The sequence below is a fragment of the Arthrobacter paludis genome (assembly GCF_056782315.1).
The window spans coordinates 72,990-87,126 of the sequence record NZ_JBXAEW010000006.1; the positions used below are offsets into that span (position 1 = coordinate 72,990).

Annotated in this window: 14 protein-coding genes and 1 tRNA gene; 6 read left to right on the top strand and 9 right to left on the bottom strand. The window is 73.6% G+C overall.

Annotated elements, in window-relative coordinates; all coding sequences use genetic code 11:
* Nucleotides 1–79: 79 nt before the first annotated feature.
* The 6 genes from AC1Q5D_RS06680 to AC1Q5D_RS06705 all read right to left on the bottom strand — a co-directional run bounded on the left by AC1Q5D_RS06680 (nt 80) and on the right by AC1Q5D_RS06705 (nt 4,860).
* Nucleotides 80–1,669, bottom strand: a complete 1,590-nt coding sequence (locus AC1Q5D_RS06680) for a glycoside hydrolase family 10-like protein (RefSeq protein WP_481737798.1) — start codon at nt 1,667–1,669, stop codon at nt 80–82.
* A 286-nt stretch (nt 1,670–1,955) separates the two neighbouring features.
* Nucleotides 1,956–2,657, bottom strand: coding sequence for a 50S ribosomal protein L1 (gene rplA / locus AC1Q5D_RS06685; protein WP_481737799.1), 702 nt, complete (start codon nt 2,655–2,657; stop codon nt 1,956–1,958).
* Between the two features lie 127 nt (nt 2,658–2,784).
* Nucleotides 2,785–3,216 (bottom strand): 50S ribosomal protein L11, encoded by a 432-nt coding sequence (gene rplK / locus AC1Q5D_RS06690; protein ID WP_481737800.1) that lies wholly within the window; start codon nt 3,214–3,216, stop codon nt 2,785–2,787.
* A 127-nt stretch (nt 3,217–3,343) separates the two neighbouring features.
* Entirely contained in the window at nt 3,344–4,363 is a 1,020-nt protein-coding gene (gene nusG, locus AC1Q5D_RS06695) for a transcription termination/antitermination protein NusG (protein ID WP_481737801.1), read from the bottom strand.
* A gap of 48 nt (nt 4,364–4,411) precedes the next feature.
* Entirely contained in the window at nt 4,412–4,678 is a 267-nt protein-coding gene (gene secE, locus AC1Q5D_RS06700; protein ID WP_481737802.1) for a preprotein translocase subunit SecE, read from the bottom strand.
* A 109-nt stretch (nt 4,679–4,787) separates the two neighbouring features.
* Nucleotides 4,788–4,860, bottom strand: a tRNA-Trp gene (locus tag AC1Q5D_RS06705).
* 344 nt (nt 4,861–5,204) lie between these two features.
* Between AC1Q5D_RS06705 and AC1Q5D_RS06710 the strand changes: the two genes are divergently transcribed.
* Nucleotides 5,205–6,404 (top strand): pyridoxal phosphate-dependent aminotransferase, encoded by a 1,200-nt coding sequence (locus tag AC1Q5D_RS06710; protein ID WP_481737803.1) that lies wholly within the window; start codon nt 5,205–5,207, stop codon nt 6,402–6,404.
* A 316-nt stretch (nt 6,405–6,720) separates the two neighbouring features.
* On the opposite strand, the gene AC1Q5D_RS06715 is transcribed toward AC1Q5D_RS06710, so the two are convergent.
* The 3 genes from AC1Q5D_RS06715 to AC1Q5D_RS06725 all read right to left on the bottom strand — a co-directional run bounded on the left by AC1Q5D_RS06715 (nt 6,721) and on the right by AC1Q5D_RS06725 (nt 9,920).
* The gene (locus AC1Q5D_RS06715) at nt 6,721–7,233 is read right to left on the bottom strand and encodes a hypothetical protein (RefSeq protein ID WP_481737804.1); all 513 of its coding nucleotides are present in this window, start codon (nt 7,231–7,233) and stop codon (nt 6,721–6,723) included.
* 699 nt (nt 7,234–7,932) lie between these two features.
* Nucleotides 7,933–8,607: a LuxR C-terminal-related transcriptional regulator gene (locus tag AC1Q5D_RS06720; RefSeq protein WP_481737805.1), complete on the bottom strand. Its 675-nt coding sequence runs from the start codon at nt 8,605–8,607 to the stop codon at nt 7,933–7,935.
* Between the two features lie 14 nt (nt 8,608–8,621).
* A complete protein-coding gene (locus AC1Q5D_RS06725; RefSeq protein ID WP_481737806.1) occupies nt 8,622–9,920 on the bottom strand; it encodes an ATP-binding protein in 1,299 nt (432 codons plus the stop codon).
* Between the two features lie 158 nt (nt 9,921–10,078).
* Here AC1Q5D_RS06725 and AC1Q5D_RS06730 point away from each other — a divergent pair, with 158 nt between their 5' ends.
* From AC1Q5D_RS06730 to AC1Q5D_RS06750, 5 genes are all read left to right on the top strand, one after another.
* Nucleotides 10,079–11,323, top strand: a complete 1,245-nt coding sequence (locus AC1Q5D_RS06730; RefSeq protein WP_481737807.1) for a PspC domain-containing protein — start codon at nt 10,079–10,081, stop codon at nt 11,321–11,323.
* Complete coding sequence (locus tag AC1Q5D_RS06735; protein ID WP_481737808.1) at nt 11,320–11,751, top strand: hypothetical protein; 432 nt, start codon at nt 11,320–11,322, stop codon at nt 11,749–11,751. Before AC1Q5D_RS06730 ends, AC1Q5D_RS06735 begins: the two co-directional genes overlap by 4 nt.
* A gap of 69 nt (nt 11,752–11,820) precedes the next feature.
* Complete coding sequence (locus AC1Q5D_RS06740) at nt 11,821–12,069, top strand: PspC domain-containing protein (protein ID WP_481737809.1); 249 nt, start codon at nt 11,821–11,823, stop codon at nt 12,067–12,069.
* Between the two features lie 138 nt (nt 12,070–12,207).
* Nucleotides 12,208–13,236 (top strand): 6-phosphofructokinase, encoded by a 1,029-nt coding sequence (locus tag AC1Q5D_RS06745; RefSeq protein WP_481737810.1) that lies wholly within the window; start codon nt 12,208–12,210, stop codon nt 13,234–13,236.
* Between the two features lie 104 nt (nt 13,237–13,340).
* A complete protein-coding gene (locus AC1Q5D_RS06750; protein ID WP_481737811.1) occupies nt 13,341–14,069 on the top strand; it encodes a GNAT family N-acetyltransferase in 729 nt (242 codons plus the stop codon).
* Nucleotides 14,070–14,137: the final 68 nt, after the last annotated feature.

Below are 14,137 nucleotides of genomic sequence, written 5' to 3' on the forward strand. Positions count from 1 at the left end.
CAGCCAAAAGGCAGCCGCGTGAATTCCGGCCCCCGCGCCACGCGGGCACGGCGCGGTCCGGGCGGGAAGGCGCCGCCGGTCAGGCCCGCACGAACACGGCGCTCGCCCCCGCCGAGTCGACCCCCGTCCGGCTCAGGGACTGCACCAGGTACCAGTACCCGCGGCCCGCCACGACCCCGGTGTCCAACCAGGCCTGGGCCCGGGCGGTGCGGGCCCGGACGGTCCGCAGGTGGGTGGCCGTGGACTGGATGCCGGGGATCGAGGACCCCGAATGCTGGATCCGCCAGATCGCCACGTGCGAGACCGGCTCCCCGGCGGCCCCGGAGTCCCAGGCCAGCCGGATCCCCGAGGCCTGGCGCACGGCTGACGTGATGGTCGGCGTCGCGGGCCGCACGGCACCGAGGTGCGGCATCGGCACCGGCAGTGCGGGCCGCGAGTAGTGGCGCCCGGCCAGGATCGCGATCGCGTTGAGGCGGTTGGCCCGGAACGCCGTCGTGTTGTAGAAGGCGTGCCCGGCCACGGCGGGGACGGAGCGGCACTTGGTCAGGTGGTCGCGCAGCTCGTTCGGGTCGCGCCACGCGGCGGTCGCGGGGTCGCCCACCTTGTAGGCCGCCTCGCCCGTGTACAGCTTCACGCGGGTCCCGGCCACCTGCCGGGCCCACCAGTCGACGAGGACGTTGTAGTTCGCCGGCGGGTTGCCCTGGTGCCAGTAGAGCTGGGGCGCGATGTAGTCCAGCCACTGGAACCTCACCCACGCCCGGGTGTCCGCGTACAGGGCGGAGTAGCTCTCCAGGCCGGCCGTGGCCGAGCCCAGGGACGAGGACGTGTTGTTGCGCCAGATCCCGAAGGGGCTGATCCCGAACACGACGCGCGGGTCCACCGTCTTGATGGAGTTGTAGGTGTCGCGGACGAACACGTTGATGTTGTGCCGCCGCCACGCCGCGAGGGACGTGAAGCTCCCCCGGTGGGCCGCGAACGCCGCCGAGTCGGGGATCGCCTCCCCCGCGACGGGGTACGGGTAGAAGTAGTCGTCGAAGTGGACGCCGTCGACGTCGTAGTTGCGCACGAGGTCGACGACGACGGAGCGCACGAAGTTCCGGACCTCCGGCAGGCCCGGGTTGTAGTAGCGGCGGCCCCCGTACGCGAAGCTCCACGCGGGGTGGGTGCGGGCCGGGTGCGAGGCCACGAGCGAGGAGAGCGAGGGCTCCATCGAGACGCGGAACGGGTTGATCCACGCGTGGAGGGCCAGCCCGCGCCGGTGGGCCTGCTGGATGGCGTAGGCCAGCGGGTCGTAGCCGGGCGCGGTGCCCTGCGTGCCGGTGAGGTAGCGGGACCACGGCTCGCCGAGCGTGGAGACCCACATCCGGTCCGCGGCCGGGCGGACCTGGAGCAGGACCGCGTTGAGCTTCCGGAAGACCGCCAGGTCCAGCAGGGAGCGCAGCTCCGCCTGCTGCCGCGCGACGCTCAGCCCCGGCGCGGAGGGCCAGTCGATGTTGACGACGCTGGCCGCCCACAGCCCGCGGAACTCGCTCCGCGGTTGGACGGTGGACGTGCCGGTGTTGCGGCGGGTCACCGTGTAGACCTTGCCCGGCACCGCGGCGTGCGCCGCGCCCGCAACGAGGCCGGCGGCGCCCAGGCCGAGGCCGACGGCGGCGCCCCCGGCCAGCACCGTCCGGCGGGAGGGGCGGCCCGGTGGGTCCGAGGTCCCGGGTCCGCGTGTTCCCCTCGGCGGCGCGCCCCCCGGCGCGCCGGAAGCCTGCGGGTGGATGCGTGGGGACGCCATGGTGACCTCTCCCCGGCCGCGCCCGGGCAACGGCTCCCGGGGACCTCGTGCACAGAGCATACGCCCGCGCCCGGCCGGCGAACAGGGCCTTCCACAGTCATTTGACAGGCCCCGGACGCGGAACAGCCCGCCCCGCGGTGCGGGACGGGCTGTTGCGTGGGCGCCGGAAAGGCTAGGCGCCGATGACGACCTTCGTGACGTTCGGGTCGACCGGGATGCCCGGGCCGAACGACGTGGCCACGGTGGCCTTCTGGATGTAGCGGCCCTTGGCGGCGGACGGCTTCAGGCGAAGCACCTCCTCCAGCGCGGCGGCGTAGTTCTCCGCCAGCTTCACGGCGTCGAACGAGGTCTTGCCGATGATGAAGTGCAGGTTGGAGTGCTTGTCGACGCGGAAGTCGATCTTGCCGCCCTTGATGTCGTTGACGGCCTTGGTGACGTCCATGGTCACCGTGCCCGTCTTCGGGTTCGGCATCAGGTTGCGGGGGCCCAGGATCTTGCCGAGGCGGCCGACCTTGCCCATCAGGTCCGGGGTGGCGACGGCGGCGTCGAAGTCGGTCCAGCCGCCCTGGATCTTCTCGATCAGGTCGTCGGAGCCGACGAAGTCCGCGCCGGCGGCGACGGCGGCCTCGGCGTTGGCGCCGTTCGCGAAGACCAGCACGCGGGCGGTCTTGCCGGTGCCGTGCGGCAGGTTCACGGTGCCGCGGACCATCTGGTCGGCCTTGCGGGGGTCGACGCCCAGGCGGAAGGCGACCTCGACGGTCGAGCCGTCCTTGGCGGTCTCCTTGGCCAGGGCCACGGCCTCGGCCGGGGCGTACAGCTTGTCGCCGTCGATCTTGGCGGCGGCTGCCTCGTATGCTTTGCTGCGCTTTGCCATCTGCGTTGTTCTCCTTATGCAGTCGTGGTCATCTGGGCCGCGCCCGGCCCTGCCACTACGCGGCGGGGTCCCCCGCCGTCGTGATTTCGTGATTGGTTCCCCTCCGCGGAGGGGCGCCGGGGCCTGGTTAGGCCTCGACGGTGATGCCCATGGAGCGGGCGGTGCCGGCGATGATCTTCTTCGCGGCCTCGACGTCGCGGGCGTTGAGATCGGCCATCTTGGTGTTGGCGATCTCCTCGACCTGCGCGTCGGTCAGCTTCGCGACCTTCGCGGTGTGCGGGGTCGCCGAGCCCTTGGCGACGCCGGCGGCCTTCTTGATGAGCTCCGCGGCGGGCGGGGTCTTCGTGATGAAGGTGAAGGAACGGTCCTCGTAGACCGTGATCTCCACCGGAATCACGTTGCCGCGCTGGGCCTCCGTGGCGGCGTTGTACGCCTTGCAGAACTCCATGATGTTGACACCGTGCTGACCAAGCGCGGGACCGATCGGCGGGGCCGGGTTAGCGGCGCCTGCCTGGATCTGCAGCTTGATGAGGCCGGTGACCTTTTTCTTCGGGGCCATGAACGGGTCCTTCTACTCAAACGTTGCCCCGCGGCACAGGAGCGTGCCGCGGAGGGTTGGCCACCGTGGCGCGGTGGCCGGGTCGTCCCCCGCCGGTAAGCGGCCGCCGGGGGGCGAAGACTGTGTGCTACTGGATCTTCGTGACCTGGCCGAAGGACAGGGTCACGGGGGTCTCGCGCTCGAAGATCGAGACGAGGACCACCAGCTGCTGCGACTCCAGCTTGATCTCGGAGATCGTCGCCGGAAGGGTCTCGAACGGGCCGTCGTTGACGGTGACCGACTCGCCGACCTCGAAGTCCACGTTGACCGCGCTGATCGGCTGGCGGGCCGGGCGCGTGGACTCGGCGGGCTGCTCCGGCACGATCGTGTGCTCGAGCATGGAGTAGACCTCGTCGAGGGTCAGCGGCACCGGGTCGTGCGCGTTGCCCACGAAGCCGGTGACGCCCGGGGTGTGGCGGACGGCGCCCCACGACTCGTCGGTGAGCTCCATGCGGACCAGGACGTAGCCGGGGATCCGGACGCGGCGCACGATCTTGCGCGTCGTGTTCTTGATCTCCACGACGTCTTCCATGGGGACCTGGATCTCATAGATGAAGTCCTCCATGCCCAGCGTCTGGATGCGGGTCTCGAGGTTCACCTTCACGCGGTTCTCGTAGCCGGCGTAGGAGTGGATGACGTACCAATCGCCCGGCTGGCGGCGGAGCTTGGAGCGGAACTCGGCCTTCGCCTCCTCGGCGGTCGCGGCGGCGTCCCCGGCCGGGGCCTCCTCGGCGGGCTGCTCGCCGGTGGCGGCCTCCTCGGCGGGCTGCTCCCCGACGGCCTCCTCGGCCGCGGCGTTGAGGGTCTCCTCGGGCTCGGCCTCGGCGTCGATGTCCTCGGCCACGTCGGCGGGCATGGTGGCATCGTCGGCGTCGGACTCGGCGCCCACCGTCGCGGCGGACACGTTCTCCTCCTCGGCCGGGTCGAACGCGCCGGGCTCGACGTCCCGGTCGGCGGCGGAATCGGACGCGCCCCGCGCGGTGTCGGCCGCGTCGGTGAACTCAATGTCGCCGGAGATGCCGGAATCGGCCGGCGCCTGCGAGGCGTCGGCCACGGTCGCCTGATCCTCGGCGCCGTTGTCCTGCGGTTCGAGTTCCTGGTCGGACACTACGGTTCCTGCTTTCTTAGACTCTGGCTGGCGGCGGGAAGTCCCCGCCTACTGCTCGGTCGGGTTCGTGAAGACGAAGATCGAGGCGTTTCCAAAGAGGAAGTCGAGCCCCGACACGAGCAGCATCACGACGAGCACGAACCCGAGCACCGTGAGCCAGTAGTTGACCAGTTCACTGCGGGTCGGCGCGACAACCTTCTTCAGCTCCGCGATGACCTGGCGGAAGAAGAGCATCATCGCGGCGAAGGGTCCACGCTTCTTGTCCGGCTTGGACCCCGACGCTCCGGCGGAGCGGCTGGCGGCCGAATCGGTCACTGTGCCTCGTTTCGTGTCGGAAACAGCTGCGGTGCACCGCAACCTTCGGCCGCGACGCACCGCGTGGATTTCGCCGAGCACCCCGTCCGAGACGGGGATTGCCACTGCGCAGGGCAGACAGGACTCGAACCTGCAACCTGCGGTTTTGGAGACCGCTGCGCTACCAATTGCGCCACTACCCTTCGGGTCGGCTTCCGCTCCGCTGGCCCGCATCCGAAGCACGGTCCATCGAGGCGTTTTCCAACACCGAGGAACAAGTCTACGCAATCCGGCACCGGAATGTCGAACCGGCCGGCGAGCGGCCCGGACGCCGCAGTGGCCGGAGCCGGTTCCGGGCGGGAGCCCCGCCGTCGTGCCGTCCCCGGGCGAAGCCCCGCCGTCGTCCGGTTCACCGGGCGAAGCCCCGCCGTCGTCCCCTCCCGCCGGACGCGGGCGCCGCCGTCGTCCCCGCGCGGGTCGAACCGGCGGACGCCGGTGGATAAGCTGGGACCGGCCACGACTCCCAACCCCCCAGGAAGCGCAACCCATGGCACGCATCTCCCGCCGCATCGGCTCCATCGCCGAGTCCGCCACCCTCGCCGTCGACGCGAAGGCCAAGGCCCTGAAGGCCGCCGGCCGCCCCGTCATCGGCTTCGGCGCCGGGGAACCGGACTTCCCGACCCCCGACTACGTCGTGGAGGCGGCGATCGCCGCGGCGCGGGAGCCGCGCTTCCACCGCTACTCGCCGGCCGGCGGGCTGCCGGAGCTGAAGACGGCCATCGCCGAGAAGACGATGCGCGATTCCGGGTACTCGATCGAGCCGGGCCAGGTCCTCGTGACCAACGGCGGCAAGCAGGCCGTCTACAACACCTTCGCCACGCTCCTGGACCCGGGCGACGAGGTCATCGTCCCCACCCCGTACTGGACCACGTACCCGGAGGCGATCCGCCTCGCCGGAGGCGTCCCGGTCGAGGTGTTCGCCGGACCGGAGCAGGGCTACCTCGCCACCGTGGACCAGCTCGAGGCCGCCCTGACGGAGCGCACCAAGGTGCTCCTGTTCGTGTCCCCCTCGAACCCGACGGGCGCCGTGTACTCGGCCGAGCAGACCGCCGAGATCGGCAAGTGGGCCGCGGAGAAGGGCCTGTGGGTCGTCACCGACGAGATCTACGAGCACCTGACCTACGACGGCGTGCCCTTCACCTCCATCGCCTCCGCCGCCCCGGAGCTGGGCGACCGCGTGGTCATCCTCAACGGCGTCGCCAAGACCTACGCGATGACCGGCTGGCGCGTGGGCTGGATGGCCGGGCCGGCCGACGTCATCAAGGCCGCGACGAACCTGCAGTCGCACGCCACGTCCAACGTCTCCAACGTCTCGCAGATGGCCGCGCTGGCCGCCGTGTCGGGCCCGCTGGACGCCGTCGAGGAGATGAAGCGCTCCTTCGACCGGCGCCGCAAGGCCATGGTCGAGGCGCTCAACGCCATCGACGGGATCGACTGCCCGGTGCCCCAGGGCGCGTTCTACGCCTACGCCGACGTGCGCGGCGTGCTGGGCCGGGAGATCGACGGCGCCCGGCCGGAGACCTCCGCCGAGCTCGCCGCTCTGGTCCTGGAGAAGGCCGAGGTCGCGATCGTGCCGGGCGAGGCGTTCGGGCCCTCCGGCTTCGTGCGCCTGTCCTACGCGCTGGGCGACGACGACCTGGCCGAGGGCGTGGGGCGCATCGCCGACCTGCTCGGGCGCGCGAAGTAGTTTCCGGCACGGGGCCCGGGGCGCTGCGGCGTCCCGGGCCCCGCTGCGTCCGGGCCACCCGCGTCCGGGCCCCCGCGTCCGGGCCACCCGCGTCCACTGTGTGGGGACGCCTGGGACACATGGCCCGTCCGGAGGCGCCGCAATGGAGTCCCCCTCCGGCGTGTCCGCGGCGACACGCCGTGGCTCGACGAGGGTGCCGGTCCGGATGTGTCCCAGTCGTCCCCACAGGCCGGAGGAGCAGCGCCCAGTGATGTTGCAGTCGCCCCTCACGGGCCGGGTCCGCAGGTGCGCCTGTCCGGACACAACGGCTTCGGCGTCAGGCCCCTTGCCCGCCCAGCGTGAACCACATCCGGACCTCGGTCACGACGGTTTCCGGGGTCTGTAGGACCCAGGCGGCGGGAATCCGGAGCATGTGGCGACGCAGCCGGCTCGCGGCGTTGGATCGCCGGCGGTCCTCCTCGAAGTCGACCCTGCCGGAGTGGTAGGCCCGTCCGTCGATCTCCACCAGAAGCGCGCCGTCCACCTCGAGGTCCGCATGCCCCATGCCGGGGACCGGCACCTGGACCGCCACGCCGAACCCGGCCTCCTCGAGCACCAGACGCGCCAGGGTCTCCGCGGGAGACTGGGACTTCGGGTTGATGCGCGGCACGAGCGCCGCCGCCGCACTCGATCCGCGGCCCGTGCACGCGTCCCGGAGTTCATCGATGGTGAGCAGCCCCCGCGACACGGCCGACTCCAGAACGACCGTCGCATCGAGGGGTGGCAGACAGGCGGCCACCTGGCGGAGGGCCTGCGGCAGGGGGACGGTTCCCGACTGGGCCCCGCGCATCCTGTGCGCCACCACGAGGGGAGCCGCCGCCCATGCGCGCGGGGGCCGGCCCGTCCCGACTCCGAGGTGGACGTCGGTCGCCCTCCGCCAGACGGCCGCCCCTTGCCGCTCCGCCGCGGTCACGCAGGCGATGGCACCGTGGTGTTCGGCAGCCAGTACATCGCACCAGTCGGCGCCTCGGAGGTACAGGGGGCCCGAGGGGGTACGGGCGACCGCAGGGGGCAGGGACTCCTTCCGCAGCGAGCGCCAGCCGACACCGGCCCTCCGCAGCTCCGCCATGCTCGCCGCTCCCCCGCGCCGCGCCAGCTGTTCAAGGACATCCGGCGACCTGGGGCGATCCATAGAGGGATCCTCGCCCGGGAGAGGCGGCGGCGGGGGCCGTCCCAGGGCCGCTGTGGATGAGCGCACCGGAAAATCGGACCCCGGGCCTCCTGTGGAGGGCGGATGGGGAGCGGGCAGCCGACGACGGCGGGACGGCTGGGACACATTGCCCGTCCGAAAGCGTCGTCCTGGAGTCCCCACACGGCGTGTCCGTGGCGACACGCCGTAGCCCCCGCGAGCCCCGGCCGGGATGTGTCCCAGGCGTCCCCACCGGCGGGAGACGCTCGCCCGGATGTGTCCCAGACATCCCCACGTCCGGGAGGCGCCCGCCGGGATGTGTCCCAGTCGTCCCCACGGGCGGGCGGAAGCGCCCCGGGCCTACAGGAGCCGGCGGTCCACCGCCCAGCGCGTGAGTTCGTGCCGGTTGGAGAGCTGCAGCTTGCGCAGGACCGAGGACACGTGCGTCTCCACGGTCTTCACGGAGATGAACAGCTCCTTGGCCACCTCCTTGTAGCTGTAGCCGCGCGCGATCAGGCGCATGACCTCCAGCTCCCGCGCCGAGAGCAGGTCCAGCTCGTCGTCGGCGCTCACGGCCGCCTGCGTTCCGAACGCGTCCAGCACGAACCCGGCCAGCCGCGGCGAGAACACGGCGTCCCCGCCGGCGACCCGCTCCACGGCGTCGGAGATCTCGGAGCCGGAGATCGACTTCGTGACGTACCCGCGCGCCCCGGCCCGGATCACGGAGACCACGTCCTCTGCGGAGTCGGAGACGCTCAGGGCGAGGAACCGCACCGCGCCCAGCAGTCCCGCGCACCCGGCCAGGACCTCGGCCCCTCCCCCGCCGCGGCCGCCGGGCAGGTGCACGTCGAGGAGCACCACGTCCGGCCGGGTCGCGGTGACCGTGCGGACGGCGTCCTCGACGGTGGCGGCCTCCCCGACGACGGCGATGCGCGCGTCGAGGTCGGCCTTGAGGCCGGACCTGAAGATCGCGTGGTCGTCGACGATGACCACGCGGATCGGGGGCCGGCCAGCGGCCTGGTGCTGCTCGCTCATGGTTTCCTCCTGGGTCACGGGGTGTGGGGCATGGAGAGGCGGACCTCAGTTCCGGAGCCGCCGCTGCTGATGGCCGCGGTCCCGCCGTTGCGGCGCATCCGCCCGACGATGGATTCGCGCACGCCGAGCCGGTCCTCGGCGACCGCGTCCGGGTCGAAGCCGCTCCCCCGGTCGCGGACGAAGACGTCGACCCCGTCGGGGCGCGCCTCGACGTAGACGCTCACGGTCCCCCCGGCGTGCTTGGCCGCGTTGACCATGGCCTCGCGGGCGGCCTGGACGAGCGCGTCGTGGCCCCCGAGCCCGGCGAGCTGGCCGACGGTGACGATGTCGACGACGGCGTCGTGCCGCTCCTCGACGGCGGCGGCCTCGCCCCGCAGGGCCTCGGTGATCTCGCCCTCCGCCTCCGGGACGTCGCGGTAGAGCCACTGGCGCAGCTCCCGCTCCTGGGCCCGGGCGAGCCGGAGCACCTGGGGCCCGTCGCCCGAGCGCTTCTGGATGAGGGCCAGGGTCTGCAGGACCGAGTCGTGCAGGTGGGCCGCGATGTCCGCCCGCTCCGCGGCGCGCACGCGGGAGGCGCGCTCGGAGACGAAGTCCCTCCAGAAGCGCACGCCCCACGGGGCCAGGACGAGCACGACGCCGGTGAGCACGGCCAGCGCCACGAGCGCTCCGGACCAGAGGGCCTCCCAGTCCACGGCGCCGGAGACGAGCAGCACCAGGCCCGCGACGACGAGCCCCAGCCCGCCGGCGATGCGGGCCAGACCGCCCACCCGGTCGGCCCCTGCCGAGCGCCGGAGTCCGGCCCGGCGCGCCGAGTCCAGCTGCAGCCAGGCGATGACGGCGCCGGCGACGACCGCGAGTGTCGGCCAGACGAGCCCCCAGTCGATCGCCACGCCGGAGAGCTGGGCGACCAGCAGTCCCGCGACGACCAGCAGCCCGAGCCCGGTGAGCACCTCGCGCGGGCCCCTCCGGGCCTGCCCGAAGCCCGCGGCTCCGACGGGCGCCGGCCCGCTGGGCCCGGAGGCGGCGTCCGGTCCCCCGGGCCCGGCGACGCCTGGCCCCCCGGGGAGCCTCAGGCCAGGCCCCCCGGCGCGTTCCCGCTCGGCGTCGCGGGCGGCGTCCTCCTCGTTCGGGACCAGGATCCACAGCCACGCGTAGAGGACCAGGCCCGCCCCGCCGAAGAGGGACAGCAGCACGATCGCGACGCGCAGCACCCGCGTGTCCAGGCCCAGGTGCCGGGCCACGCCCGAGCACACGCCGCCGAGGACGCGGGGGCTGGCCCGCAGCAGGGGCGGGCGGACGGGGACCGTGGACATGGCTTAATCCAAGCACGCCGCGGGGCCGGACGGGCCCGGACCCGGGGCCGCTCAGGGGTCCCGGGCCCGGAATCCGGGGACCCCGGGCCCGGGGATCAGGGGCCGTTCAGGGGCGACCCCGATGGCCGGCGCGCCCTGGGGGCGAAACGATGGATGCCATGAACGAAACACCTCTCGAGAGCCCCGTCTTCCGTTGGGCCCGCGGCACCGGCGTGCGGCGCAGCCCCAACCGCTGGATCGGCGGCGTCGCTGCCGGGCTCGGCGAGCGCTTCGGGATCGACCCGATCCTCGCCCGCGGCCTGGTCGTGGTCCTGTCCCTCTTCACGGGCCTGGGGCTGCTCCTCTACGCCCTCGCCTGGGCCCTGCTGCCCGAGCCCGACGGCCGCATCCACCTCCAGCAGGCCGGCCGCGGCCGCTGGTCCGCCGGCATGACCGGCGCCCTCGTGTTCTTCCTGCTGGGACTGGTCGGCCGGCCCGGCCCGTTCGGCGACTGGGAGGACCGGGGCTGGTACGGCTGGTGGGAGGGCTCCTTCTGGACGGTCGTGGTGGTCGGCGGCATCGTGTGGCTGATCGTGGCGCTGAGCCGGCGCCGCCAGCCGGGCGGTCCGCACCCCGGTGCCGCGCCGTACGGCCCGCTTCCGGCCCCCGGGGACGACGACGGCGCAGCCGGACCCTCCCCGCAGGCCCAGTCCTTCCACGCGCCGGCCGCCTACGCCCCGGCACCGGCTCCCGCGCCGGCCCTTCCGCGGCCCGTGGTTCCCCGGCCGCCGTCGCTGCCGGGACCGACCGTGGCGGTGATCGTCGGCGTCGCCGTCATCGTGGCCGGGCTGGTCCTGCTCGCCAACCTGCTCGGCTGGATCGACCTGGGGTTCGCCACGGGAGCGACCGCCCTCGCGTCCGGACTCACCGTGATGGGCTTTGGCCTGGTGGGCGCCGCCATCGCCCGCCGCTCGGGCGGCGCCCTGACGGGGCTGTCCATCGCCGCGCTCGTGCCGGCCCTGGCCATCGGGATGGGCACCGCGGCCATGCGGCACCTTCCGCCGGACTTCGGGCCGGGCGGGAACCGCGGGCCGGTGGCCATCCGCGACGGCAACGAGTACACGTACGTCTTCACCGACGGAACGGTCGACCTCACCGGGACCGCGGGGGCGGGGCGCAGCTACAGCGTGGAGGCGGTGTTCGCGGACGTCGAGGTCGTGGTCCCGGCGGACCGCCCGGTCACCGTGACCGCGGACGGCGCCTTCCAAGAGGTCGAGGTCGACGGCGCGCCGGACCTGTCCGGGCCCCGCGGTGATGCGGGAACCGTCCGCCTTAACACCGACGCCGCCGGCCCGGCCCTGGCCGTGAGGATCGACGGCGCCTTCAGCAGCGTCACCGTGACCACCGAGGAGAACCAGCGATGAGCCCCGAGACCCAGCACCCCGATGAGCGCCCCGAGGGCGCGACAGCCGGCGCCGACGCGGCGCAGACCCGCCCGCTCGGCGCACCCGGCGACGGCGACGCGACCCGCCCGCTGAGCGAACCGCGCGACGGCTACCTCCCGCCCGCCGCGGACACGGACGCCGGGGCCCCCTGGCCCGGGGACCCGTCCCCCGCCGCCGCGGTCGACCCGGCCCCCGGCCACCCCTCCCCGGACGAGGGCGAGCGGTTCCCGCTGGGGACCCTGGTCTTCGGCCTGGTCGTCGTCGCCGTCGGGCTGCTCCTGCTGGCCACGCTGACGCTGGACATCACGCTGCAGCCTGGCGTCGTCGCCGTCGGCCTGCTGGTCGGCGCCGGGCTGGTGCTGATCGTCGGCGGTCTCGTCGGCGGCCGCCAGCGCCGTCGTCCCTGACACCCCACGGGGCGCGGCCGCCCGGCCGCGCCCCTTTCCCCGTCCCCCGACCCCTGAAAGGATGCGGATATGGAATCCGTGTACCGTGCCCTCCGTTCCCAGCCCCTGCGCCGAGGCCCCCAGCGGGTCGTCGCCGGCATCTGTGGCGGCATCGCCGCCCGGCTCGGCTGGGATGTGACCCTGGTGCGCATCGGCGTGCTGCTGAGCTTCCTGCTCCCCGTCGTCGGCATCGGCCTCTACCTGGTGCTGTGGCTGCTGCTGCCGTGGCACGACGAGTCGATCCCGCTCGAGCGGATCGTGGGCGGCGCCCGCCGCTGACCTGCGTCCGGTCCGGCGGCGGGGGGGGAGAGGGTGGGGGCCCCGGGGGCGCCTTTTTCGCACCGGGGCCAGCCCAGCGTCGTGCAGCATCTGCCCGGGCGCCGCGACGCGGTGCCGCCACGAGAGAAAGCTGAGCGCATGCGCATCGGTATCCTGACCAGCGGCGGGGACTGCCCCGGCCTGAACGCCGTCATCCGCGGGGCGGTCCTCAACGGGATCAAGAGCCACGACCACGAGTTCGTCGGCTTCCGGGACGGTTGGAGGGGCCTCGTCGAGGCCGACACCATCGACCTCCCGCGGCACACCGTCCGCGGCATCTCGAAACAGGGCGGCACGATCCTCGGGACGTCGCGCACCAACCCCTTCGACGGCCCCCACGGCGGCCCGGAGAACATCGCCGCGACCCTGGACCGGCTCGGCGTGGACGCGGTCATCGCGATCGGAGGCGAGGGGACCCTGGCCGGCGCCGAGCGCCTCACCGATGCGGGTCTGCCGATCGTCGGCGTCCCCAAGACCATCGACAACGACCTCGACGGCACGGACTACACGTTCGGGTTCGACACGGCCGTCCAGATCGCGACGGAGGCGATCGACCGCCTGCGCACCACCGGAGAGTCCCACCACCGCTGCATGGTCGCGGAGGTCATGGGCCGCAACGTCGGCTGGATCGCCCTGCACTGCGGGATGGCCGCAGGCGCCCACGCGATCCTCATCCCCGAGCAGACCACGACCATGGAGCAGGTCCGCGAGTGGGTCACGCAGGCCCGGGACCGCGGCCGCGCCCCGCTGGTCGTCGTCGCGGAGGGCTGGGTTCCCGACGGCGAGCGGGAGGCCCACGCCGAGCGCGGCCTCGACGCGTTCGGCCGCCCCCGCCTGGGTGGGATCGGCGAGCAACTGGCCGTCTGGATCGAGGAGGGCACGGGCATCGAGACGCGGTGCGCCACGCTGGGCCACATCCAGCGCGGCGGCGTGCCGACGGCGTTCGACCGCGTCCTGGCCACCCGCCTCGGCATGGCGGCCGTCGAGGCCGCGACGGACAAGGCGTGGGGCCAGATGGTGTCGCTGCGCGGCACGGACATCCGCCTGGTCCCGTTCCGGGCGGCCCTGCAGGACCTCAAGCGCGTGCCGCAGCACCGCTATGACGAGGCCGCGATCCTCTTCGGCTAGCGATGCCGGGCGCCCGGGCCCCAGGGGCCCGACGTCCCGGGTTTGGGGCGCGCCAGCGCCCGACACCCCTCGGCCCGCCGGGGCCCGGCAGTAGGGTGGGCACCATGGAACTCGAAGCGGGCACGCGCGCCATCGTCGCGCTGGCGTGGGCCCGCAGGCTCGGGCTGTCCGACTCCGCCCTGCACCCGGCGGCGCTCGGGTACACGGCGCCGCGGGTCTCGGCCAGGGACGACGACGCCGGAGAGGTGCGGTTCCTGCGGCTGCTGCGCGGCTCCGCCCTGGCCGGCCCGGGCTGGCTCGTCGACGCGGCCAAGGGCCTGGGCGACGACGAGCTGGCCCAGGAATCGACCCTGCTGCGCCTGGTCCGCGCCCACGGCGGCGCCCCGGACACCCGCGGCACCGGAGAGACTGGGCTCTACTACCTGGACGAGCCGTTCGACCTGGGCGAGTCGGAGTCGACCCTGGTCACGGCGGAGGTGGGGCCGGCGCGCGAGCTGGAGGCGGCCTGCCCGAACGACGACGTCGCGGCGGTGCGGCTCTCCCGGCACGAGCACACGTTCACGCTGGTGTCCGAGCAGGAGCAGGTGCCGCTGGCCGGGGCGGGCTACACGGTGTGGGAGGGGCTCGTCGCCGACGTGAGGGTCCTGACGGTCCCGGAGCTGCGCCGGCACGGGCTCGGCACCTACATCGCCGGCGCGGCAGTGCAGCACGCGCTGGCCCAGGGCCTCGTCCCGCAGTGGCGCGCCCCGGCCAACCACCGGGCCGCGCACCTGACGGCGGACAACCTCGGGTTCGTCCTCACCGGCTCGCTGACCGGCGCGACGCTCCACTGATCCGCCCCCGGGGCGGACCGCCGCTCTGCGCCGGGCAGGGGCCGCGACGGGCCGGCGGGCGGCCCGGT

Bases quoted from the DNA above. Each gene is read 5' to 3' on its own strand.
- rplA (WP_481737799.1), bottom strand. From the start codon at position 2,657: ATGGCAAAGCGCAGCAAAGCATACGAGGCAGCCGCCGCCAAGATCGAC.
- rplK (WP_481737800.1), bottom strand. From the start codon at position 3,216: ATGGCCCCGAAGAAAAAGGTCACCGGCCTCATCAAGCTGCAGATCCAG.
- AC1Q5D_RS06710 (WP_481737803.1), top strand. From the start codon at position 5,205: ATGGCACGCATCTCCCGCCGCATCGGCTCCATCGCCGAGTCCGCCACC.
- AC1Q5D_RS06715 (WP_481737804.1), bottom strand. From the start codon at position 7,233: ATGCGCGGGGCCCAGTCGGGAACCGTCCCCCTGCCGCAGGCCCTCCGC.
- AC1Q5D_RS06720 (WP_481737805.1), bottom strand. From the start codon at position 8,607: ATGAGCGAGCAGCACCAGGCCGCTGGCCGGCCCCCGATCCGCGTGGTC.
- AC1Q5D_RS06725 (WP_481737806.1), bottom strand. From the start codon at position 9,920: ATGTCCACGGTCCCCGTCCGCCCGCCCCTGCTGCGGGCCAGCCCCCGC.
- AC1Q5D_RS06730 (WP_481737807.1), top strand. From the start codon at position 10,079: ATGAACGAAACACCTCTCGAGAGCCCCGTCTTCCGTTGGGCCCGCGGC.
- AC1Q5D_RS06735 (WP_481737808.1), top strand. From the start codon at position 11,320: ATGAGCCCCGAGACCCAGCACCCCGATGAGCGCCCCGAGGGCGCGACA.
- AC1Q5D_RS06740 (WP_481737809.1), top strand. From the start codon at position 11,821: ATGGAATCCGTGTACCGTGCCCTCCGTTCCCAGCCCCTGCGCCGAGGC.
- AC1Q5D_RS06745 (WP_481737810.1), top strand. From the start codon at position 12,208: ATGCGCATCGGTATCCTGACCAGCGGCGGGGACTGCCCCGGCCTGAAC.
- AC1Q5D_RS06750 (WP_481737811.1), top strand. From the start codon at position 13,341: ATGGAACTCGAAGCGGGCACGCGCGCCATCGTCGCGCTGGCGTGGGCC.